Below are 22,559 nucleotides of genomic sequence, written 5' to 3' on the forward strand. Positions count from 1 at the left end.
AGCGTGATCATCATTAGATATCTGGTTAGGGAAACCTTCAAGAGCCAAATCGCAATTCTCTTTATCCTGCTATTAATCTTCTTTTGTCAGAAGTTGGTCAGGGTGCTGGGCGCGGCGGTTGATGGCGATATCCCAACAAATTTAGTCCTTTCTCTGCTGGGCTTAGGCGTGCCAGAAATGGCGCAGCTCATCCTGCCATTGAGTCTGTTCCTCGGCTTACTGATGACGTTAGGCAAGCTTTACACCGACAGTGAAATTACTGTCATGCATGCTTGTGGACTCGGTAAACGCTCACTAATCCTTGCTGCTCTCAGTCTGGCGGTGATCACCGCTGTTTTTGCCGGTATCAATGCATTCTGGGTCAGCCCCTGGTCTTCAAAACATCAGGATGAAGTGCTGGCGGAAGCCAAGGCCAACCCAAGCATGGCGGCCATGGTTGAAGGCCAGTTCCAGCAGGCACAAAACGGTAATGCGGTGCTGTTTGTGGGTAGCGTGCAAGGCAAAGAATTCCATAACGTGTTCCTGGCGCAGCTGCGGCCAAACGGCAATCAGCGACCTTCGGTGGTGATTGCCGATAAAGGTCATATGGAGCAACGCCCTGATGGTTCCCAGATGGTGACTCTCGACCAGGGCACCCGCTACGAAGGCACCGCCTTGTTGCGTGACTTCCGTATTACTGATTTTACCAACTATCTGGCGGTGATTGGCCATCAGACCGTCGCGGTGAATGAAAGTGACTCCGACCAGATGTCGATGCATCAGTTGTGGAAATCCAATGAACCGGATGCCCGTTCTGAGTTCCACTGGCGTCTGACCTTGGTCGCCTCCGTCTTTATTATGGCTTTGCTGGTCGTACCGCTCAGCGTGGTTAACCCGCGTCAGGGCCGCGTTCTCAGCATGTTACCGGCCATTTTGCTGTACTTAATCTTCTTCCTGCTGCAAAGCTCCCTGCGATCAAACGGTGCGAAAGGGAAACTGGATCCGTTGATTTGGATGTGGGTCACCAACCTGGCCTATTTCGCGCTGGCGATGGTACTCAATATGTGGGATACGCTACCGGTACGTAAAATCCGGGCGCGTTTGAGAGGAGCTGCCTGATGTTTGGAGTATTAGACCGGTATATCGGCCGCACCATTTTCAACACCATCATGATGACCTTATTCATGTTGGTGTCGCTGTCGGGCATCATCAAGTTTGTCGACCAGTTGCGTAAAGTCGGCCAGGGTGGATATTCAGCCGCAGGGGCCGGGGTTTACACCCTGCTCAGCGTGCCAAAAGATGTAGAGATCTTCTTCCCGATGGCGGCCCTGTTAGGTGCTTTGCTCGGTCTCGGAACGCTGGCTACCCGCAGCGAGCTGGTGGTGATGCAGGCGTCAGGTTTTACCCGTATGCAAATCGCCTCTTCCGTTATGAAGACCGCGATCCCGCTGGTTTTACTGACCATGGCGATTGGTGAGTGGGTTGCACCGCAAGGCGAGCAGATGGCGCGAAATTACCGTGCCCAACAGATGTACGGCGGTTCACTGCTGTCCACGCAGAACGGCCTGTGGGCCAAAGACGGTAAAGATTTTATTTACATCGAACGGGTGGCAGGTGACAACGAGATCACCGGCGTCAATATCTACCATTTCGATGACGACAACAAACTGCAATCTGTGCGTTATGCCTCGTCGGCAGCTTTCGACAATGGTGTCTGGAAATTGTCGCAGGTGGATGAATCTATCCTGACCGATCCTAAGCAAATCACCGGTTCTCAGACGTTGACCGGCGAGTGGAAAACCAACCTGACGCCGGACAAACTGGGCGTCGTGGCGCTGGACCCGGATGCACTGTCGATAAGCGGTCTGCGCAGCTACGTGAAATACCTCAAACAGAGCGGGCAGGAGTCCAAGCGTTACCAACTGAACATGTGGGGAAAAATCTTCTCGCCACTGTCGGTTGCGGTGATGATGCTGATGGCCCTGTCGTTTATTTTCGGGCCTTTGCGCAGCGTGCCAATGGGCGTGCGCGTAGTGACGGGGATCTGCTTTGGTTTCCTGTTCTACGTCCTGGACCAGATTTTCGGTCCACTCAGCCTGGTGTATAGCATACCGCCGGTGCTCGGTGCACTGTTACCGAGTGCGCTGTTCCTGGTGATCAGTATCTTCCTGCTGCTGAAAAAACGCTGACAAGACAAACACCTAATAGGAAGGGCGCCGTTGAGCGCCCTTTTTTATTGCCGTTTTTGTGAGGCTAAATCTCGTTATTACGCACCAGTTCCGCGACCAGTTCGTTCACGCCGTCACTCATGTTCTTGAACTTGGTCAGCTCGCTGCGGGTCACCACGATGAATACGCCGATACCGCGCTGCGGCACCATCGCCACATACGTGATAAAACCACCGCCACCACCGGTTTTCTGAATAATGCGTGGCAACAGTGGCGTAGGCGCCATCGTTACCCAGCCCATCCCGAGAGAATCCGCCATACCCGGCACGTCCATCCCTTTCAGCGAGACCAGATCCGTGCGCTGGTAATACATCTTCTGCGCCATTTCTGCGGTTGCACTGCGCTTACCGAGGGCGGAAGGCAGGAACTGACGCATCCAACGGCCCATATCCGCCGGGGTGGAGTAGATCCCGCCGCTGCCCGCCGCTGCCGTGGTGTTCAGGCAAGGGCTTGGGCGCAATCCGCTCATCAGCCGCGCACACTGGCTGGCATTCGGGGTCAGCGTGGTATCAATCATGCCGAGCGGTTGGGTGATCTGCTCACTCAGCAACTGGGTATAAGGCTTACGTGCAGCGTTAGAGAGCGCATCAGACAGCAGATCAAACGCCAGATTTGAATAGGCCGCTTTGGCACCCGGCGGCGTGGTCAGTTTGGCCACCCGCAGCCAGCTCCAGCGGTCGCTTTTGGTCGGCCAGGTAAACACCGGGCGATTGGCTGCGCCGCCCGGCTGTTCACGCGGCAGGCCGCTGGTGTGCGTTGCCAGATTCAGCAGAGTCACGGGGGAAGTGCCGCTGTAAGAGGGCACCACATTGCCGCCGGAGTATTTGCGCAGCGGATCGTTGATTCTGACCGTACCCTGCTGCGACAGTTTCACCAGCACTTCACTGGTCATCAGCTTGGTCAGCGAAGCGATGCGGATCACGGAGTCTTCACGCGGGCGGATATCCGAACCGGGTCGGGTTTCACCAAAACTACGAAATACCTGCTGCTGATTATCGACCACCACCAGCGCCATACCCATAGCACCGCTGCCATAGAAAATGTGCTCGGCGTAATCATCAACGACTTGCGATGCCAGACGCGCATTCTGCGCGTGGCTCAACAGTGGCGCGCTGGCAAAAGCCATCGCCAGAAGCGAAAGGGAGAATTTTTTCAACAAACCGGTATCCATCAACAAGGCAAAGTATTCAGGGGTGACGGCTATACTAATGCGAACTTTCCAAAACGGCATGGGAAAAAGTGTGCTGATGCAGAAAAATATGTGAGGAAAACTGTCGAAATTGCAGCGTGATGCCGTTTTTTTCGGCACTTGAACCTGACATACAAGGATAACTATTGCGTGACTCGCTGTGCTGGGTATAATGCCCACGTTTTCCGCATACTACTTTCTGTGCCGAAGTGGCGAAATCGGTAGACGCAGTTGACTCAAAATCAACCGCCGCAAGGCGTGCCGGTTCGATTCCGGCCTTCGGCACCAAAATCAATTAAATCCTTATTTTGTAAGGATTTTTTTGTTTTTGAACTTCAATATCGCGTAACCCTCCTACAAAAGGGTATACGAGCGATGTCCCAGCGTAAAAACCTCTATCGTCGAAGCAGCGGCATTTATGTCGTGCGCATTACCGTTCCTCAACGTTTTCGTCGATATGCTGGTCAGTGTGAGATTCACACTTCAACAGGCACCAATCAGCTTCACGAAGCAAAGAAAAGGTCAGCGCACTTGTTAGCGGCTTGGTATCAGACCTTACTTGAGTATGCAGAATTTGATCATCGCTCTTTGAGCGAAAGCGCTTCGCTACCAAGTGGTGAGGGTATGATCTCATTTAACAAGTTTGCGGAGGTAACTGAGTTACCGGTAATTCAGCTCATTCAGGTAGCAATAAAAGGTAATTTACCTGTTTTCTGGTTAGCGTCCGGCCAGATGGGTGTCTATGTTGAGAATGTCAGTGATATGGTAGAAGGGCATGTGATCAGTGATTTCGCCCTCAAACGTTTGTTCGATTTAGGTAAAAAAAACCGCGCAGTAGGTTATTTACAGCCATTGTCCCCGCTTCAAACATTGCAACGTCTGATGAGCGAAGGTTTTTCTGAGGAAGAAAGAGCATTCAGGGTGGCTGGGCATAATCGCAAGAGCGGCTGGTTATTTGATCTACCTGATATGGTGATCACACCTCAAAACCTAATGCTTAACAAAGTTCAAGCTGAAAGCCTACGGCTTGATTTGTTGACTAAGAGCATCCCATCAGCAGTAAGTATTCATCGCCTAGCTCCAGCCCCTATCACAACTCCCATTGCTGCAATCGCTAATGAGTATGTGAACCGCAAGTATTACTCAAAAACGCTGTCATGGCTTTGTGAGGAATATTTACAGTATCGACGTAAGGGAAAGATCTCTGAAGCTGCTATTGGTGATATTAGCTATTATTTCGGTCTTATGGTTGAGGTAATGGGAAACATTAAGCTAGAAAACTTTGATCGTGATTTTCTCCGATCTTATGAAGGTAAGTTACGTGTGATACCCGCAAATCGGAATCTGATGAAAACAAAACACGGCATTGAGACGCTTGATGAACTCATCATTAAGGTTGCAGAGAGTGGTGATAAGTTGATGTCAGATGAAGCGGTTAGAAAGTATCTGAATGGCGTATTTGGCGCGATCAAGTGGGCTGTTGGTGATGGCAAGCTATTAAAATCACCGTGCGATAGTTTTTTCCCACGGCATGATAAGGAGCAGAGGGAACAAGACCATACTGATATCTTCGAGGGGCATGAGATTTGGGCTATCTTTTCTTTACCGTGGTTTTTCGCTGGCACGAGTGAACGTAACGCACAAGGGCGCTTTCACCATTATCGTCCTTTCCACTATTGGGCACCCTTGTTAGGTTTACTCACGGGCGCCAGAGTTAACGAGCTATCGCAGCTACTGCTATTGGATATTCTTGAAGAAGATGATGTATTTTATATTAATCTCGTCAGTGATGATGAAAGCGGCAAGAAACTGAAGAACGTTAATGCTCGCCGCAAGATCCCTATTCATTCAAAGTTAATTGACTTAGGTTTCATCGAATATGTTAAAGCTTTGAGAAGTGCTGGATACATCCGGTTATTTCCAGAACTTAAGCCACATAAAACAAAAGGATATGGTAGGCCTGTTTCTGCATGGTTCAATGAATCACTGCTGGCGCGTAGATTGAAATTAGAGCGCAACAGAACCAAGTCGTTCCACTCATTCCGTCATTCTGTATCCACTTTACTTAAAGAGAAAGGAGTAAGCCCAGAGCTACGTGCACAACTGGTGGGGCATGTGCGTGGCGAGACGGAAACGCAGGTGCGATATAGCAAAGATCTTAAACCTGTGCATATGGTAGCGGTCATTGAAAAACTGGATTTTGTATTGCCAGAGATCGCTAATTTTAATATTTTGGATGGATTGGCTGCAGTTAGTGATGCGCTAAAAATTAAAAGAAATAGCTAGATTATCTATGCCTTGAAGTAAATGCCCCTAAAATCAGGGGCACAATATCTACGCCCTTCTTGTTTCTATAGCTTTTTTTCTGCTTTCTATGGAAACTCTCCATGTTTCTAATATTTCAATATCTTTAATAACTTCATCGGGATGAGGAATAGGAACCATAGCTATAGCAGCTCCGTCATGTGCGAATTTTGAACACCTTGTCATATTTGAATCTACGAGATGAAAGTCTTCATCTTCAACAACAACATATCTTAATTTCTGTGTTGATATACCCTCAGAAAATCTATTAACTACGCCCTGAAATAGAATTTCCTCAACACTCCTCTCCCATGCCATTCTTAAATGATAATAGGCATCTTGTGTTAGTTTTTTGGTTGATTCCTCATCTCCATTTTTATGTGAGCGGGAAATTTCATTATGCATTCCCCTAAGAGTTTTTACTCTTTTTGAAGTGCTTAACGCATCGAAAGGCAGTCTGTCGGTGTGAACACCAAACCCTTGAGGTGTTTTTCTGATGCATTGTGTTAGATTTTCTGCATTAAGTTCTTGGGATTCTTGTTGAAGAATACATAAGAAATAAATGTCATGCGTAAATATAATTACTTGTCTTTTTTTAGACTCTTCGACGAGTCGTTTTGCAACATGCCATCTGCGGCGATGATCTAAGGATGATACTGGGTCATCAAAAATCACCCCCGACATTGTGTTTGATAAATTTACTTCTGTTAGGAAAGAAGCTATAGCTATTGCTCTTTGTTCTCCTTCGCTGAGAATATCCGATGGCCTTGCACCATTAGATTGTTCTAAAATTAGTTTAAATTGATTTCTTCCTCCTGGGGAGGAATTTTGCATGGTTACACGCAGTTCATGAACGTTTAATGATGCTAACTCTCTGTTAAGTAATGTAATAACTTCTGGCGTGGCAATTGTTCTAGCTAAATCTGTTGATTTTCTTGATATAGCTGTTGTTACGCAGTTAGAGGAGCATTGGCCTAATTTATTACACAGTTCTAGTTTTGCAATAAAATCCAAGACTAGGTCTTTTAAAGTAGTTAATTTTGAACGTGCCAATAATTCGTTTTGTTCATTTATCATCGCCTGCTTAGCGTCAGCATTGAAATTTGCTTCTAAAGCCTTAGCGTCAGCCTCAAGTTTGACGGTTGCCTCACTTAATACGGTATTTGGTGATTCAGGCAGTGCACTGATATCCTCCCAGTTCATTTTCCCACTTGCAGCAGAAATAATATTTTCTTGACGTTTTTTAAGAGCTTTATCAAATGCAGAGCATGCTTCTAATAGTAGTGGAGAGTAGTCTGATAACTCATTCTTTAAAGCTTCATCAATATTTAATTTTAAGTCGGTTTTTTCTATTATCTTGAATGCATTTGTAGCATTGGTTCTTGTCGCAATAGTTAATTTTTCTGCGGCTTGCTGTATGAATTTTTCGAATGAAATTAGTCGCTCAGCGCCATGTTCACCAAGTTCATTTTGGCACAATGGACATTTATCTGTGGGTTCAAAGTTTGGAAATGACTTTGATGGATAGCATTCTTTCGAGAACTCTCTAGCAGAGTCAAAAAGTATCTTCCATGTTTCGTTCCCTGTTCCAATTAACTGGCGGGGAGTTTCTTTAAATTCCTTCGCTGCGATATCTGCTACGCTCTTCGCCGACTTGTATTTTTCAATGAGCGTTTTTAAATTTATTTCATTTTCCGAAGATATGATTGATGATGATTCCGTAATTACTTTTATTAATCCTTTATAACGTAAGGCTTTTTGTCTAAAAATCTGAGCTTTTTGTTTAGGATCTGACTCTGCCAATGTTTTTGTTAGCGTATTAAGTCTTTCATTATCTTGGTCTGTAAGTAAAGCAAGTTGTTCCACTTCTAACGCTGATGTTTGGTGAGAAAGATTGGATAGCAGAGAACCAGTTTTGGTTCTTGTTTTGGATAGTTCACTGAAAACGTCAAGATTTGGGGTGTTAGATTTTATCTCACTGTCTATCTTAGCTCTTAATTTTCCGCAAACACTGACCAGTTCAGTGAGAATATCTAGTCCATAAGGTATATAAGCGAAATCTCCTTGGTTATCAATATAAGCTTTAGCACATAATGAATCAAAAGTTGATATATTCGATAGTTCCACTGGGGGGATTTCACCATCTAGCCAGTGTAGAGATAATTCATTCCCATCTTTTATGACTTCAAATTCTGCTTCAGCTGGCCCAGTTTTTTCAGGCGGTAAGTTTGCGTTTGGGAGTAATTGTTCGCGTTGATCTCTTGCTCTACATACCTTCTTAAGGAGGCGAGAATAACCTGATTTACCCGCGCCATTTTCCCCATATATTATTGTTAATCCGGTTGGTGATATAGGTAGCTCTTCGTTCTCTGCTAAGGCATTTATATTTTTTAAATTTCTAATAGACTTTATCTGAATTAATGATGAAACATTCTCTATAGTGGCGATTTGATCCTCAGTAAATGTTAGTGCTTGTATTTTAATAGGGTTAGGTATGCCGTAATGGGATTTTAAAAGTGCATATACTTCTTCTAAATCTTTTTCGTCTAATTGCCTAGACTCATAAATTCGATTTACAGCATGTTGTTGCCAAGCTGGCAGTCTTGTAGACCAATTTTGTATTTCTTGAAGTATCGACATGCAAAGCCTCCATCTGCATGAAAGGGGGGACGTGCTCAATAGCTATACCACTATGAAGTTAGCGGTGCAGTGATATTTATAAATTTTGTTACTGCAAACGCTTAATCCGTGCCAAAAAACGACCGTTTTCCGGCACCTTCCAATCACACGTTTTCACATTGTTGGAAAATTAGCCTTGGCTTTTCTGGCAGGCCATCCTATTTTCATCACCGTTTTCTGGCAGGGGCCGGATGAGGAGATAACGATGGCGACTTTTGGCTATGGACGTGTTTCTACAACGCAGCAGGATACCGAAAACCAGAGGCTGGAACTCTGGCAAGCTGGATGGAAGATCGACTACTGGTTTACTGATGTGATTAGCGGCAAGGTTCCGGCGATGCAGCGCAAAGCATTCTCTGAATTGTTGGGTAAAATCCGCGAAGGCGAAACACTGGTTGTAGCGAAGCTGGATCGCCTTGGGCGTGATGCGATTGACGTTCTCCAGACGGTCAGGGCACTGGCAGGGCGTAATATCAAGGTGATTGTCCACCAGCTTGGCACAACTGATCTCACCTCTGCTGCGGGTAAACTTCTATTGTCGATGCTGGCAGCAGTTGCGGAGATGGAGCGTGACCTACTAATTGAACGCACTCAGGCGGGATTGTCACGAGCAAAAGCCGAAGGCAAGAAGCTGGGTAGACCTTCCAAAATCGCGCCAGAATCCCGTAGAGTGATTATTGAGAAAAGGAACCGTGGGGTCAGTGTCAGTGCCTTAGCGCGCGAATACGGCGTTTCAAGGGCTACGATCACAAATTTAAACTTATAGTAAAAGAACCTTCTGGGCTATTGACAATAACTGTCAGTTGGGGTGGAATCCCTTTATTCCCCAAGGGGGAGAGCGGGCGCCTCTTATACTTGCCGAAGCTTGGCATGTTTGTAACTCAAAGAGATAAAGCTTATCTATGAGGTCATGTAGCGACTCACTTTTACATAGGTTAGCCCGTGAAAGAATCATTCATATGAAGGTGTTTGATCAAAATGGATCTTGAAAAGAGCTTACTTAATAGTATTCGTGATGAAGCAACCAAACTCTCAATGCGACATCACGCTTACCATAATTCGATAGCTATTGAAAACAATCGGAAGAAAGAAAGAACTACATCGCCAAATTTATTACTAGTAAAAAGACCTGATCACTGGCTAGTTGATAAAAAATACAATCCTTTTTATGTAAATAAACATGCAAAAAGTATTGCCCATTCTATTACCAAGAAAATAAAGGATGGCACATATGCTCCGCAATCTCCTGAATTAGCAAGCATTCCTAAGAAATCAGGAGGAAGTCGAGAGGTTTCAATTTATCAAATTCCTGATGCGGCAGTTTCTACACTTTTTTATCACAGACTGTTGAAGAAAAATAAACATAGGTTTAGTTCTTTTTCCTATGCTTACAGGAATGACAGAAACGTCCATTTTGCAATTCAAGATATATCGGTTGAATTATTACACTCTTCTAGGATTTTTGTTGCTGAATTTGATTTTCGTAAGTTCTTTGACACTATTTCTCATGAGTTTCTGTATGCTCAGTTTGAACAAAATGGTTTCTTGATAAGTAATGAGGAAAGGAATGTAATAAAAGCTTTCTTATGCGGGAGAGATAAGGGCATTCCACAAGGGACTTCAATTTCTTTATTCTTAGCAAACTTAACATGTTGGAAATTAGATAAGCAACTTGAAAAAGAAGGTTTACAATTCGCGCGTTATGCTGATGATACAATAATTTGGTCTAAAGATTATTCTAAGATAAGTAAAGCCTTTGATATCGTATCGGATTTTTCTATTGAAGCTGGTGTAGCTATCAACGAAGATAAGTCAGATGGTATAAGTTTATTATGTAATGAAAAAATGCCATCAGAAATAGCAAGCAGAAAGTCTCATATTGAATTCTTAGGTTATTCTATTTCAGTTGATAATGTATCTATAAAACAAGCGTCTTTAATAAAGATAAAGAGACAAATATCTTTCATCCTCTATAAACACTTAATTCAACCATTGAATTCAAGTCCTCTTAAAGCAGTGAAAATACCTGGAAATGATAAGGATGAAGCGCTGCTAAGTGCTATATGTGAAATTCGAAGGTATCTCTATGGTGATCTTAACGAAGAAATGATCCGCTCTTATTTGAGTGGCCGTAGTAGTAGAATTTATTTCAAAGGTATCATGAGTTTTTATCCAATCATTAACAACGTTGAGCAAATGAAATCAATGGATGGATGGTTGGTTAACGAAATTTATAAGGCAGTCCAAAAAAGATCACGTCAACTTGCAAATCACTCTATGCCGAGAATGCATTCATTGCCATTTTCTGCAAGTAGGAAGGAACTTGTTGCATACTGTGATTCACAGCGTATTCATGGTAAGAAATTAATGAAAATTCCTAGTTTCATGACAATTTATAATGCTATGAAAAAAGGAATCACTGAATCCGGAATATTGTCGGTGACAGATCCTCAGTCAGATAATTATGATTACTAAAGCTGCTTCATATATGTATGAAGCAGTTTGATTACGAGTAATTACTCAAACGAAGCCGCAATGACTTCTCCGGTGTTGGCGTTGAAAACGCAAAAATATTGAAGAGGTGTTTGCATTCCAAGACTATTAATCGCCTTAGCTTGTTGTCCGAACATTTGAATAGTTCGTTTGTTCTCGTCATGCCAGAGGTAGGTGCTGAAAACCGGTTGCGCTTCGCTATCCAGCCATACATGGCGAAACGTTGTTTTCTCATCCATTACGTGCTTGCACTTTTTAACGGGGTTATGATGTGCTTTTGCATAGCATTCTGGGTCGCTAATTGAGCACAAGGCATTTTGTATCTCTGACGGGGGATCTGCGCTAACAGAGGAAAATGCACTCACTCCCAGCACTAATGAAAGAGTTCCCAGAACACCCCATGAAATTGCTCGCAGGCTGCTAATCTGCCATTTTGATGCAACGTGAGTGACTATGTTGTAACAGGCCCAGCTAAGCGCGGCCCCCGTTGCCATAGGTAATAAAAAGTCTGATCCCGCCATGATTCCCTCATTTGCCAAACAACATCACTTCTTGTAGTGAGTGCTGGAGACACACAACCAGTGACGACCATCATACGTTCTTGATTCTATTTGTCACTATTGGTGTTTATTTTGAATCTTGTTAATTGTAGTTATCCAGGCTTCTTATGAGGGTGAATGTGCTCACAATTGGAGATGGTAGATTCAAAATGTCTAATTTGGAGCGTGGCCTTACAGTGATCAAAATTGCACATTCAGTGCATGAAAAAGACCTTAAGAATACAGTTTGGCGAGCGGGTAAAAGAGTTGCGCATAGCCACCGGAATGAGCCAGGAAGCCTTTGCCGATCGGTGTGGGTTTGCGCGTAGCTATATGAGCCGCATTGAGCGTGGCGGCTCTAACGCGTCTCTGGATGCGATTGAGGTGCTGGCTGGCGCTCTGAATGTCGAGCCATGGCAATTATTGGTGTCTAATTTATCTGAAGATAGCGATCCGGAATTACTGGTTCCCTATGCGGCTGATGGCACAAGCTTTCATCCCGGTCTAGCAAGCACCCGCGATGGTTCATTTGGAGTGGGAGAAAAAACCGCTCAGAAGCGTTTTGGCACATTTTCAGAGGCTCTTGAATACCTACGTAACATGAAGACAGCAAGATGGCGTAGGCCCAACCACAGCGGCAATTGGGGAATTGTTACTGCTGTGCGATGGGACAAACTCAGGAAGTAGTGCAGGTATAAGGATTAAAACGCGGAGGGCTGGATTGATGATCAGCATACCTAAAGGATTTGTTGCCTGCCCTAGGACTTCCTTTCCTTCAGGAGGGCAGGTATAAATAGTAAAATACGGTTGCGTTACATAGGCGTTACGTATCAAAAAAAACTATTTTTCTCAGTCAATTCAACGAAAAACTGACTTTCATGTGATTTCAAAGAATGAACCCATAACCGTGACTTTCTCGTATATTTATATTTTCGAGTGATCTTCTTCCCGAGTATCTCAGAAATTAGTTAATATATTAATGAAGGCTGCGGCAGCAGCCAGTCGCGACGATGTCGCGACCGGATACTAAAGCTAAGACAGTTAAAACGCTACAAAGCTAGGCGTTACCTAATTAATGGTTAAGCTCTTTATATAATTGGGTTTTAGGGCGAAATAGCGGGGTTAAATGCAGGGGAATAACCCCTCCCAATAGCTCACCAAACTGCCATTCGGAGGGGGCTACTCTCAAAATCTACCGGCGCTTATACGAATCTAGTCGCCTTAATACAGAGGATAAGGATTTCTTGAGTTGTTTCTCTTCAGATATCTCTCCGGTCATTAATTTTATTATTTGGGCTAATCCCATGTCTGAATGTTCGGATATACGGGAAGCAAGCCAAACATTAACCCAGTGGGGAATATGCATTGCCAGATGTTTTTGTTTGGTTACGGAGCATTCAAGTCTTTCTGTTACTTGATCTATGCCCAATACATGGCATTTACCATCTTTGAATGCTCCTTGCTGCAATTTCTTCCATGTATCGCGATGAGATTTGGATTGATACTGGGCTAGCCCCCATTGCAGGTTCCGGTTTAGCAACAATGCAGCGATTTTTACATCGCCTGTCCATTTTTCGAGTGCAAATTTCTCCGCTAACGACCAATCAAATTCTTCGTTCATGAATAAGTCATCATAAATTTCAGACTTCACTTTCTTACGGTGCCCAATCATCCAAGCCCAGTGTAAATCGATAAGTTGTCGATCTATGCTCATCTGGTTTGGTATATCGTCCAAAGTAGTTTTAACTGAAGGGGGGAGCGCTCTAAATCGAGGTGCAATATGTTGAGTCAGGTTCAGTGCAATCGATAGTTCAACCGCTTCATTTCGTAGAGACAAATATTCTTTTTTTTTCTGCAAGAGTTTTTGAAGCTTTGTTATTAAATCAGCATTATTGCTAGTCTGTGCTAATTTTTCAGCATTCGCTGCAAGAACAGAAAATGGCTTCACTATTGTAGTCGCCGGTTCTGAATCGCCAGATGAAATGTGCACCATTGATACTGGATGGTTATGCAGATCATCAGTCACTAGCATATCAACTGCATGAGTCTCATCTAGGTGTGCTAAAAGTCTGTCGAGTTCTATTGGTAGCTCTTCTGAAAGCTTGTTTTTTCCGCGATACTTCTCATTGTTGCTGTCTATTAAAGTCATCAGATTTCTCAATTCTTGCTATTGATAAGCGAAACGATATTTTCTGGACTTAGGCTTTACAATGCTTTAGATAGGCTATTTTTAAATAAAAACATAACTATTTGATTTTTAATCACATATTTTTTTATGGGATCCTGAGGGAAATAGTTGAAAGATTTATAAACGATACTAGCTCCTCCTACAAAATCATCCTACAATCAGTCTTTAAGAATGATTTTTTAATCTTCTAGTTACGCGATTCGCAAGTTCAAAAAGGCCGATATATTTAAGGTGTTAAATCAGCTGGGCTGGGTATAATGCCCACGTTTTCCGCATACTACTTTCTGTGCCGAAGTGGCGAAATCGGTAGACGCAGTTGACTCAAAATCAACCGCCGCAAGGCGTGCCGGTTCGATTCCGGCCTTCGGCACCAACAGTATGTAAATAGACCTCAACTGAGGTCTTTTTTTATGCCTAAAATCCAGTCCCCGCAAGGCTTCCCTCGCTTTTTCAGTCAACATAAGTCAACCTGATTCAATCTACGTCAACTTACTGATGTGGGTACAATTGTGGGTATATCTCGCTTCGATAATGTTTGTACCCACACAGAACCTTTGAAAGGATATTCAACATGGCTCTGAGTGATGTGAAGGTTCGTACAGCCAAGCCTGAAGCTAAAGCGTATAAGCTCACAGATGGCGACGGCATGGTGTTGCTGGTTCATCCTAACGGTTCAAAGTACTGGCGCTTACGTTATCGCTTTGATGGTAAGGAGAAGATGCTGGCGTTGGGTATATACCCAGAAGTAACGCTTGCTGATGCCAGGGCGCGACGTGATGAAGCTCGTAAGCAGTTAGCGAACGGCATCGATCCTAGTGATAAAAAGAAAACAGATAAGATCGAGCTGGCTGAAACTCGAACATTCAAAGAAGTTGCGCTTGAATGGCATGCCACGAATAAGAAGTGGTCAAAGGATCACAGCAATCGTGTTTTGAAAACCCTCGAGGACAACCTCTTCCCCTCTATCGGTAAATGCAATATTGCCGAACTTAAAACCCGCGATTTGCTGGCACCTATCAAAGCGGTAGAGAAGTCTGGACGTCTTGAGGTGGCTTCGCGCCTACAACAGCGTACGACAGCAATTATGCGCTATGCCGTACAAAGCGGTTTGACCGACTACAATCCTGCGCAGGAAATGGCTGGAGCCGTCGCTACAGCAAAACGGCAACATCGGCCCGCCTTAGAACTTAGCCGTACTCCTGAACTACTTCACCGTATCGACACCTACACCGGCAGACCGCTCACTCGTTTGGCTATAGAGATGACGTTGCTGGTATTTATCCGTTCAAGTGAACTGCGTTTCGCCCGTTGGTCAGAGATAGACTTCGAGACATCAATGTGGACGATACCGGCAGACCGCGAACCATTAGAAGGCGTTAAGCACTCTCACCGTGGGTCAAAGATGCATACGCCACATCTGGTACCCTTATCTCGGCAGGCCCTTACAGTCCTTGAGAAAATAAAACGGTTAAATGGTAATCGCGATTTAATTTTCGTTGGCGATCATGATCCTCGCAAACCGATGAGTGAAAATACGGTGAACAATGCACTCCGGGTGATGGGCTATGACACGAAAGTTGAAGTCTGTGGTCATGGTTTCAGAACCATGGCATGTAGTTCATTGATTGAGTCAGGGATTTGGTCAAAGGATGCGGTAGAACGGCAGATGAGCCATTGTAAGTATCCCACCAAAACGGCCCATTCACTTTTAGAGATCTTCCGACATACTAATTATGTCCCCGAGGAGATCGCTATGCGTAAAATCCGTTTCACCGAGCACCAGATCATCGCCGTACTGAAATCAGTCGAAGCTGGCAGGACCGTCAAAGATGTGTGCCGCGAGGCCGCTATTTCCGAAGCCAGCTACTACAACTGGAAGGCGAAATATGGCGGGATGGAAGCCGCTGATATCAAAAAAATCAAAGATCTTGAAGACGAGAATCGTCGTCTGAAGCAGATGTTTGCCGATCTGANTGTAAGTATCCCACCAAAACGGCCCATTCACTTTTAGAGATCTTCCGACATACTAATTATGTCCCCGAGGAGATCGCTATGCGTAAAATCCGTTTCACCGAGCACCAGATCATCGCCGTACTGAAATCAGTCGAAGCTGGCAGGACCGTCAAAGATGTGTGCCGCGAGGCCGCTATTTCCGAAGCCAGCTACTACAACTGGAAGGCGAAATATGGCGGGATGGAAGCCGCTGATATCAAAAAAATCAAAGATCTTGAAGACGAGAATCGTCGTCTGAAGCAGATGTTTGCCGATCTGAGTCTGGAATGCCGGGCGCTGAAAGACGTCATCGAAAAAAAGCTTTAAAACCAGCGATAAAGCGTGAGCTCGTTAGTTATCTGACCACGCAGTTTACGATGAGCATACGCCAGGCATGCAGGACGTTATCGCTGAGCAGGACGGTGTTTCGTTATCAACCGAATACACGGCGTGATGAAGCGGTGATCCAGAGGCTGACCGAGGCGGCTGAACGCTATCCCCGCTACGGATTTAAGAAGCTTTTTCAGGTGCTTCGCAGGCAGGGCCACGTCTGGAACCACAAGCGTGTACACCGGATTTACTGTCTGCTAAAACTCAATTTTCGTCGTAAGGGTAAACAACGCCTGCCGGTGCGCAATCCGGCACAGCTGGCAACGCCGGAAGCACTGAACCAAAGTTGGTCGATTGATTTTATGCACGACGCGCTAACATGTGGCCGACGTTTTCGGACTTTCAATGTTGTCGATGATTTTAACCGTGAAGCTCTGGCTATCGAAATTGACCTGAATATCCCGGCGCAGCGGGTCGTGCGGGTGCTGGACAGAATAGTAGCAAACCGTGGATATCCGCTGAAGATGCGGATGGATAACGGACCGGAACTGATATCACTGGCTCTGGCGCAATGGGCCGAAGAGCATGGCGTGATGCTGGAATTTATCAAGCCAGGCAAACCGACGCAAAACGCATTTATCGAACGGTTTAACCGAACGTACCGGACCGAAATACTGGATTTTTATCTGTTCAGAACACTGAATGAAGCACGGGAAATAACGGAGCGCTGGCTGAATGAATATAACAGTGAGCGGCCTCATGAATCCCTGAATAACCTGACGCCGGAAGAATACCGGCTGATGGCTGAGAAACCGGAAATCTCAAAAAGTGCCTGGAACTAAAGCTGGGATACTTACANGCTCTGGCGCAATGGGCCGAAGAGCATGGCGTGATGCTGGAATTTATCAAGCCAGGCAAACCGACGCAAAACGCATTTATCGAACGGTTTAACCGAACGTACCGGACCGAAATACTGGATTTTTATCTGTTCAGAACACTGAATGAAGCACGGGAAATAACGGAGCGCTGGCTGAATGAATATAACAGTGAGCGGCCTCATGAATCCCTGAATAACCTGACGCCGGAAGAATACCGGCTGATGGCTGAGAAACCGGAAATCTCAAAAAGTGCCTGGAACTAAAGCTGGGATACTTACAATGTTAAGTCTATGGCGGAACGTCTAACTAAATATCTCGAACCCGTTAATTTAAGGGCCGTGGCCTGCGAAGAAGGAAAAGCTCTTGGTCAAGGTGCAGATGTTCGTGTTTTCGATATACAACATATCAAAGGTCTAGAATTTGAAGCTGTGTTTTTTGTCGGTGTAGATCAGCTTGCAGAGCAAAAAAATGATTTATTTGATCGTTATCTTTATGTTGGAGCAACTCGTGCAGCCTCTTATCTTGGGATGATTTGCTATGGTAAACTTCCAGATAAAATTCAAGGCTTATCTTCTTTGTTTACAGCAGGATGGAAATTATAAGGATGCTGTTTAATTAATAATACATATATAAATTTATGACTCTATGGTATTCTCCTCCGCGCTTAAATCGCGGAGGAGAGATTTTATTTGGTGTTCTATTTTTTATCAATTAAAAATAGGTTTACCATCTTCGCGATAAAGTTACTTTCTCCTCATTTAATGATTGTAAATACAATCTGAAATCCATATGGAGACTGCTGCAAAGTATTCATGCTTACATGAACTATTCAGTATATTATTTATATTTAGCCTGATTCATCTACAGAACACTCAGATGACAGTGTAAGCACAGTGGTAATTTTATCCATCAAATAACCCCAAGCTTTGCATACAGTTCTTTTTTCTCTTTCATGTTGGTATCCAACGGTGCTACTCGCAATGCCGCTTTCAAATAAGCCGCAGCACCAGAGTAATCACGCATTTGCTCGCAAACTAAAACGAGTTGGCTTAACACATGGAACTTCATTGGAGTTGTTTGGTTTACTTTCTCCAATAGTGCTCTTGCTTCAGGATATTTCGCTTCAAGGCCAAGGATAGAAGATTCTAAATACATGGTCGCCGCGTTTTCTACTTCAGCTTGCTTTCGTTGCAACAACCAGCATTTTGCTTGACTGATATTGCGCAACTGTAGATTTGTCTTAACTATCAGCTCGAATAAATCCGCTGGTTGAGTCAATTTACCCTCGAGCAAGATCGCTTTATTATCTTCTACAACTTTTTCAAAGTCGAATAAGCGGTTGGCACGGTACAAGGCAATAAGTTGCTGATGTAAAGCCTGCAGATCTTTACTGCGGCTATACTCCTGTGACGCTAACTGAGCAGCCTTTTGGTAAGACTGATCGGACATTGCTTCAAGTACCGCACTTGACCAGTCTTGATCAGGTTTAGTCTGAAAAACGGGAGCAATAGCACCAACTTTTAGTTGCTTAGTGGTAGCTGCATCAAATGCATGAATTAAGTCGGAAATAGTTGAAAAGCGAGCCTCTGCTCGTTTTTGTAAGCAGGTAAGAACCACTTGCTCCAGGTCGGTATGAATAGAGCTATTAATCTCTGTCGGAAGCTTGAAAGGTGCGTGGCGCTGAACTTGTGCTGGCGTATCATGGGGAAGCTTTCCTGTCAGCAGCTGGTAAAGCAATACACCTAAACTATAGATGTCGCCCAACAGTAGCTCTTCTAGACTGCCTCTACGGCTATCGACGTTGGAGAACTCTGGGGCTGAGTACAACACAGTCCCGCCATTTTCTCGGGTACGAACGTAAATTTCTTCTGGTAAAGCTGAGCTACCAAAGTCCGTTAACTTCACCAGATCACGTTCACCAACCAAAATGTTATGCGGCTTAATATCTCCATGGGATATTGGCACCGGGAGTTTGGCCAAATAATGCACAGCACAGAGCACTTGACGATATATTTTGAACAACCGTTCATAGGTCTGGCCAAAATTACGCTGCCTGTCATCGAGCTTTTGCGCCAGGGTTTGGCTGGGGAAATACTCCATTTCAATATAGAACCATTCATTATCTATACGGCCCATATCAAAAATTTGCACAATATTCTCGTGCGGCTCGACGTCTAAAAGTTCTTTACCTTCGGCAAGCTGGCGGTCTTCCCGAGTAATATCTTTAGGAATTTTTACTGCGACAATTTTTCCATCTTGCAGGCGCTCCGACCGCCATACCCAGCCATGACTGCCATCACCAAGGCATTCAAGTAACAGGTATTTGTCACCAAGGCGTTTATTCGTCCCTGGCAAAAAATGTGCTGATTTTATATTCACATCAACACCTCATAGTGAATTCTGTCCAAAGCAATCATGCTCAGGTTTTTGATAAATAAAAAGCGACTAAACACCACCTCAACATCAGGAGCGGCGCTTACTTGGGTACCAGTGGACGAAGTAAAACCCATGCGGCAAATGTCTTTCAGTTTTTGGGTATCAGGTGCACCTACTAAGCCTTGGCTCCAGGCACTGAGGGCTAGGGTTTTAGGGGAATGATTCCAGCGCTGTGCTGCTTCCAGTAAGTTTTTTAATTTTTCTTCTAGCTTTTGCTGTCCCTTCGCTGAACCATCAAAGCGTTCAAATTCGATTAAACACATAGGCGATGCAGAAGATTTACGAAACCAGCTCGAGTCTGAGCGAATATCAGCGCCAAATGTGCCTGGAGCCGGGCATTCCACCACCGCCATAAATGACTGTTCATGCCCGAATGTATTCCAAACACTACAGCCTAAGCTGTGGACCAATACATCTTGGTCCACTAGCTTACCGCTTGCTAAAAGTGGAAACGTCTCATTTACCCAAGCAACTTCAGGCATAGGCACCTTAGCCATTGAAAGAGCCCCAAACACGCAATACCTCCGGTGATTCACCACCGTGAATTAATGCCTTACTACCAACTTTAACAAGCAGTGGTGCGGGGATTGATCGACCACACACCAAAGCCTCACCGGTTGATAAACTTGGAAGTTCCTCTAGGTCAGCTTTGCTCACCATATCTGATGCTTTAGCTATAAATCGTTGATCGTCTGGGTTCTTTAAGCGCATCGTAATTAGCGTATTGCATTGAGAGGTCACATCTGAATCTAATTTCGATGGACGCTGGCTCACAATACCAAATCCAACACCAAATTTACGACCTTCACCGGCAATCTTTTTAATAATGCGGTGACTTACCGCATTACCACCGGCCGGGGCAAAATTATGGCCTTCTTCGTAAATGATAAAGCATGGGCGCAGCGGGTCCGTTTTGCTAGATGCTGCTTTTAATATTTCACTAGATAACAGTGCACAAACGACTTGCTTGGCGGTATCACTCAAACCTTGTAAGTCCACAACGACTAAACGCCCTTGTTGATTGCTCGGGCGCCCCACCATTTTGTAAATATCAGTTGGCTCAGCCATCGTTGCACTGTAAAAACTTTTGGCTTCATTAAGCACGCGTGAAAGCTTCATCGAGGCGACGGCGGCACTACGGCCCGATAACGCCTTCGCCTCAGCTTCAGAAAGGTCGTCCCACTCTTTTAACTCTTCAATGCCATCACCTAATAAGAAGCGCAGGCGGTTAATATCTCGTGGCTCTGTCTTATCAGCAGATCGCCAATAACGAATTGCAACATCGAGTACTCGTTGCTGCGGTTCCGTCAAGCCAGGTAATATTTCAGCAATATCGTCCATTTCAAAATGGTCGAACTGAAGCGCTAATGGTGTGTTCTTGCTGGCGTATTTATGTTTAAAAGACTCGTGTTGCGGTGAGTAAACTTGAATACCCGCACCGACAGCTTGAAGCTTTTCAAAGGTCTGTTTAATCAGTGGTAGTGCTTCTTGATCTCGCTTATCGTCAGTGGCATCTAAGAAGCTTGAGAATTGCAGATTACCACCAGCGAGGGCTTTACCGTATTCACCATGTGGGTCAAATACCACCACAGTGCCGTTATTAACCGCGACTAAACGTTCTATAATGCGGCCCACAGTATAAGACTTACCTGAACCCGTCATCGCCAGAACAGCCAAATGCTCAGTGACCAACTTGTTCACGTCAATAAAAACCGGAACTGTATTCTCGCCTTTGTCGTAGCCTACTAAGTTACCCAGGTGCAAACTGGAGTGTTCATTAAATTCGTAAAAATCACTCAAAAACTGAAAATCGACGGTTTCAACAGCGGTACCTGGGTTAAGTGGGCGACGTGGAATTTTGATTTGACGAGTAACAGGATCGCGGTAACCAACCAGCTCGACCTGAGCAAACATATTCTCACCGGTTACATTCGCACCCGGCAAAAGTTCGAGCTCAGTCACACCATCGCCAAAGCCGGCGTTATACAGCATATTGGTACGGCTGATTTTAGTCACACGCCCTAGTACGGCGACTTGCCCCTCATCTTTGCGTTCCTGATGCATAATACGTACAAACTCACCACGGCGTACTGAAAACGAGTCTTGCACAACCATAGTTAACTGGCTGGCATCACCGGTGTTACCGACCAATTTACCTAAAACTTTATAAGCCATTATTCAATCCCTCATCCAAGCCTGCCAACCATCCTGCCTCAATATCATTATTCTTCAGTGCCTGGTGTAAACCCTGGCGATAAAACGTAGCAAATTTCGGTAAAATACCAAGCTGTTGATAGCCAAGTAATTGCGGGAGCGGCATTGCATTACCTTTGTTTTGCATATCCAGCACCATCAGGCGAGATGCAACTAAATCGAGATCAGCACTTTTCCATTCTGGTTCGTCACCCGCTAACTGAACCATTTTTATCTGCCCGACTCGGGCACTACGGAAGTGAAAACCAATTAACCCTTGCTTAGCTTCAATGTTGGGTTCAATGCGGTTTTCTTGTTCAGACAAACGAAATGCGATGGTGCGCGAATAGTTGCCTAAAATGCCATTGATAAATCGCAAATCCCCCACGCCCACCAAACTTTCATCCAGGCCTGCCAGATTTTGCATCAGCTCCTTAGAAAACCCATCAGATGCTAAAATTTGTTTGCGGCCTTGTTCGGTACGTAAATCTTGTTTGGCGATACTTACAATTGCACTAAAGCGCTCAGCCAAAATGCTCGCAAGCACTACACCATTTTGATTCCATGGGAAAAGTTTAGAGCGATGGTTTTGCCAAAAAGCTTCTATCACTTGCCTGGTTTTTTCGTACTCTTGTTTATGGCGGACATTGCGCTCCAGTGGTGCCATATCCCGCGCTAAAAACAACGGCGTATCCAGTAAAATCAAATCGCCAGGCTCATGGATTAACAGTTTTTTTTCAGCTAATAGATACGCTTGGCGAATTTCAATTAAATCAAGTCGTTTACGCTGTGCTTCAAAATCAATATCGTCCAGTTCTGATACCGAGTCGCTACCCACCGTGCTGACTTTATTATCATCTATGAGTAAATCTGTACGCACTGCTGCACTGGCATAAATAAAACCACCCAATACTTTGTCTAAGCACGATTTAGTCGCAATACCGGCTACGCGTAAATTAACGACCGTGGGCTTCGGGACCGCTTTCACTAAGCCAGCATCACGGAACAGCGGTGCCACTTGCTCAATATCACGGACCTGTTTAAGCAAGCGTCCCGCACTTCCCGGTAAGCGAAGCTGGCTATCGATGGCGAGAGACTGCGCTAAATTCATCGTTTTGTTCTCATTCATGC

Annotated in this window: 16 protein-coding genes, 2 tRNA genes and 3 pseudogenes; 13 read left to right on the forward strand and 8 right to left on the reverse strand. The window is 44.8% G+C overall.

Annotated features, from left to right (window positions below; all coding sequences use genetic code 11):
• Window positions 1-3: 3 nt before the first annotated feature.
• The gene (gene lptF, locus EAH77_RS10810; RefSeq protein ID WP_140472511.1) at window positions 4-1,098 is read left to right on the forward strand and encodes an LPS export ABC transporter permease LptF; all 1,095 of its coding nucleotides are present in this window, start codon (window positions 4-6) and stop codon (window positions 1,096-1,098) included.
• Window positions 1,098-2,168, forward strand: a complete 1,071-nt coding sequence (gene lptG, locus EAH77_RS10815) for an LPS export ABC transporter permease LptG (protein WP_140472512.1) — start codon at window positions 1,098-1,100, stop codon at window positions 2,166-2,168. The genes lptF and lptG overlap by 1 nt, the downstream gene beginning before the upstream one ends.
• A 64-nt stretch (window positions 2,169-2,232) precedes the next feature.
• Here the strand turns inward: lptG and ampH are convergent, their stop codons facing one another.
• Window positions 2,233-3,378: a D-alanyl-D-alanine-carboxypeptidase/endopeptidase AmpH gene (gene ampH, locus EAH77_RS10820; RefSeq protein WP_140473052.1), complete on the reverse strand. Its 1,146-nt coding sequence runs from the start codon at window positions 3,376-3,378 to the stop codon at window positions 2,233-2,235.
• A gap of 221 nt (window positions 3,379-3,599) precedes the next feature.
• Here ampH and EAH77_RS10825 point away from each other — a divergent pair.
• Both EAH77_RS10825 and EAH77_RS10830 read left to right on the forward strand, forming a co-directional pair.
• Window positions 3,600-3,684, forward strand: a tRNA-Leu gene (locus tag EAH77_RS10825).
• 87 nt (window positions 3,685-3,771) lie between these two features.
• Complete coding sequence (locus tag EAH77_RS10830; protein WP_140472514.1) at window positions 3,772-5,682, forward strand: site-specific integrase; 1,911 nt, start codon at window positions 3,772-3,774, stop codon at window positions 5,680-5,682.
• Window positions 5,683-5,730: 48 nt separating this feature from the next.
• On the opposite strand, the gene EAH77_RS10835 is transcribed toward EAH77_RS10830, so the two are convergent.
• A complete protein-coding gene (locus tag EAH77_RS10835; protein ID WP_140472516.1) occupies window positions 5,731-8,340 on the reverse strand; it encodes an AAA family ATPase in 2,610 nt (869 codons plus the stop codon).
• Window positions 8,341-8,584: 244 nt separating this feature from the next.
• Here EAH77_RS10835 and EAH77_RS10840 point away from each other — a divergent pair, with 244 nt between their 5' ends.
• Window positions 8,585-9,145 (forward strand): recombinase family protein, encoded by a 561-nt coding sequence (locus EAH77_RS10840; RefSeq protein ID WP_050136480.1) that lies wholly within the window; start codon window positions 8,585-8,587, stop codon window positions 9,143-9,145.
• A gap of 212 nt (window positions 9,146-9,357) precedes the next feature.
• Window positions 9,358-10,854 (forward strand): reverse transcriptase domain-containing protein, encoded by a 1,497-nt coding sequence (locus EAH77_RS10845; RefSeq protein ID WP_050136483.1) that lies wholly within the window; start codon window positions 9,358-9,360, stop codon window positions 10,852-10,854.
• Window positions 10,855-10,895: 41 nt separating this feature from the next.
• Here EAH77_RS10845 and EAH77_RS10850 read toward each other — a convergent pair whose 3' ends face one another.
• The gene (locus EAH77_RS10850; protein WP_140472518.1) at window positions 10,896-11,393 is read right to left on the reverse strand and encodes a hypothetical protein; all 498 of its coding nucleotides are present in this window, start codon (window positions 11,391-11,393) and stop codon (window positions 10,896-10,898) included.
• A gap of 240 nt (window positions 11,394-11,633) precedes the next feature.
• Between EAH77_RS10850 and EAH77_RS10855 the strand changes: the two genes are divergently transcribed.
• Entirely contained in the window at window positions 11,634-12,098 is a 465-nt protein-coding gene (locus EAH77_RS10855; RefSeq protein ID WP_050136485.1) for a helix-turn-helix domain-containing protein, read from the forward strand.
• Between the two features lie 505 nt (window positions 12,099-12,603).
• Here the strand turns inward: EAH77_RS10855 and EAH77_RS10860 are convergent.
• A complete protein-coding gene (locus tag EAH77_RS10860) occupies window positions 12,604-13,560 on the reverse strand; it encodes a hypothetical protein (protein WP_050136488.1) in 957 nt (318 codons plus the stop codon).
• Window positions 13,561-13,887: 327 nt separating this feature from the next.
• Here EAH77_RS10860 and EAH77_RS10865 point away from each other — a divergent pair.
• The 6 genes and pseudogenes from EAH77_RS10865 to EAH77_RS10890 all read left to right on the forward strand — a co-directional run bounded on the left by EAH77_RS10865 (window position 13,888) and on the right by EAH77_RS10890 (window position 17,401).
• Window positions 13,888-13,972, forward strand: a tRNA-Leu gene (locus EAH77_RS10865).
• Window positions 13,973-14,170: 198 nt separating this feature from the next.
• Window positions 14,171-15,274, forward strand: a pseudogene (locus tag EAH77_RS10870) (tyrosine-type recombinase/integrase); the annotation flags it as partial.
• Window positions 15,275-15,352: 78 nt separating this feature from the next.
• Window positions 15,353-15,577: pseudogene (locus EAH77_RS10875) on the forward strand (transposase); the annotation flags it as partial.
• Between the two features lie 74 nt (window positions 15,578-15,651).
• A protein-coding gene (locus EAH77_RS10880; RefSeq protein WP_140472520.1) for an IS3 family transposase occupies window positions 15,652-16,763 on the forward strand; the annotation gives its coding sequence in 2 pieces (ribosomal slippage) (window positions 15,652-15,913 and window positions 15,913-16,763; 1,113 coding nt in all).
• 17 nt (window positions 16,764-16,780) lie between these two features.
• Window positions 16,781-17,062: pseudogene (locus EAH77_RS10885) on the forward strand (integrase core domain-containing protein); the annotation flags it as partial.
• A gap of 27 nt (window positions 17,063-17,089) precedes the next feature.
• A complete protein-coding gene (locus tag EAH77_RS10890) occupies window positions 17,090-17,401 on the forward strand; it encodes an ATP-binding domain-containing protein (RefSeq protein WP_140472522.1) in 312 nt (103 codons plus the stop codon).
• Between the two features lie 307 nt (window positions 17,402-17,708).
• Here the strand turns inward: EAH77_RS10890 and EAH77_RS10895 are convergent, their stop codons facing one another.
• The 4 genes from EAH77_RS10895 to EAH77_RS10910 are packed head-to-tail and all read right to left on the reverse strand — an operon-like array spanning window position 17,709 to window position 22,557.
• Complete coding sequence (locus EAH77_RS10895; protein ID WP_140472524.1) at window positions 17,709-19,178, reverse strand: serine/threonine-protein kinase; 1,470 nt, start codon at window positions 19,176-19,178, stop codon at window positions 17,709-17,711.
• Window positions 19,175-19,717, reverse strand: coding sequence for a hypothetical protein (locus EAH77_RS10900; RefSeq protein WP_241673440.1), 543 nt, complete (start codon window positions 19,715-19,717; stop codon window positions 19,175-19,177). The genes EAH77_RS10895 and EAH77_RS10900 overlap by 4 nt, the downstream gene beginning before the upstream one ends.
• Before the next feature lie 7 nt (window positions 19,718-19,724).
• Window positions 19,725-21,410 carry a helicase HerA domain-containing protein gene (locus EAH77_RS10905; protein WP_140472526.1) on the reverse strand — a complete coding sequence of 562 codons (1,686 nt, stop codon included), beginning with the start codon at window positions 21,408-21,410 and terminating at the stop codon, window positions 19,725-19,727.
• A complete protein-coding gene (locus EAH77_RS10910; protein ID WP_140472528.1) occupies window positions 21,400-22,557 on the reverse strand; it encodes a hypothetical protein in 1,158 nt (385 codons plus the stop codon). The genes EAH77_RS10905 and EAH77_RS10910 overlap by 11 nt, the downstream gene beginning before the upstream one ends.
• Between the last annotated feature and the right edge of the window lie 2 nt (window positions 22,558-22,559).

The organism is Ewingella americana, assembly GCF_006438725.1.
Classification (GTDB): Bacteria; Pseudomonadota; Gammaproteobacteria; order Enterobacterales; family Enterobacteriaceae; genus Ewingella; species Ewingella americana_A.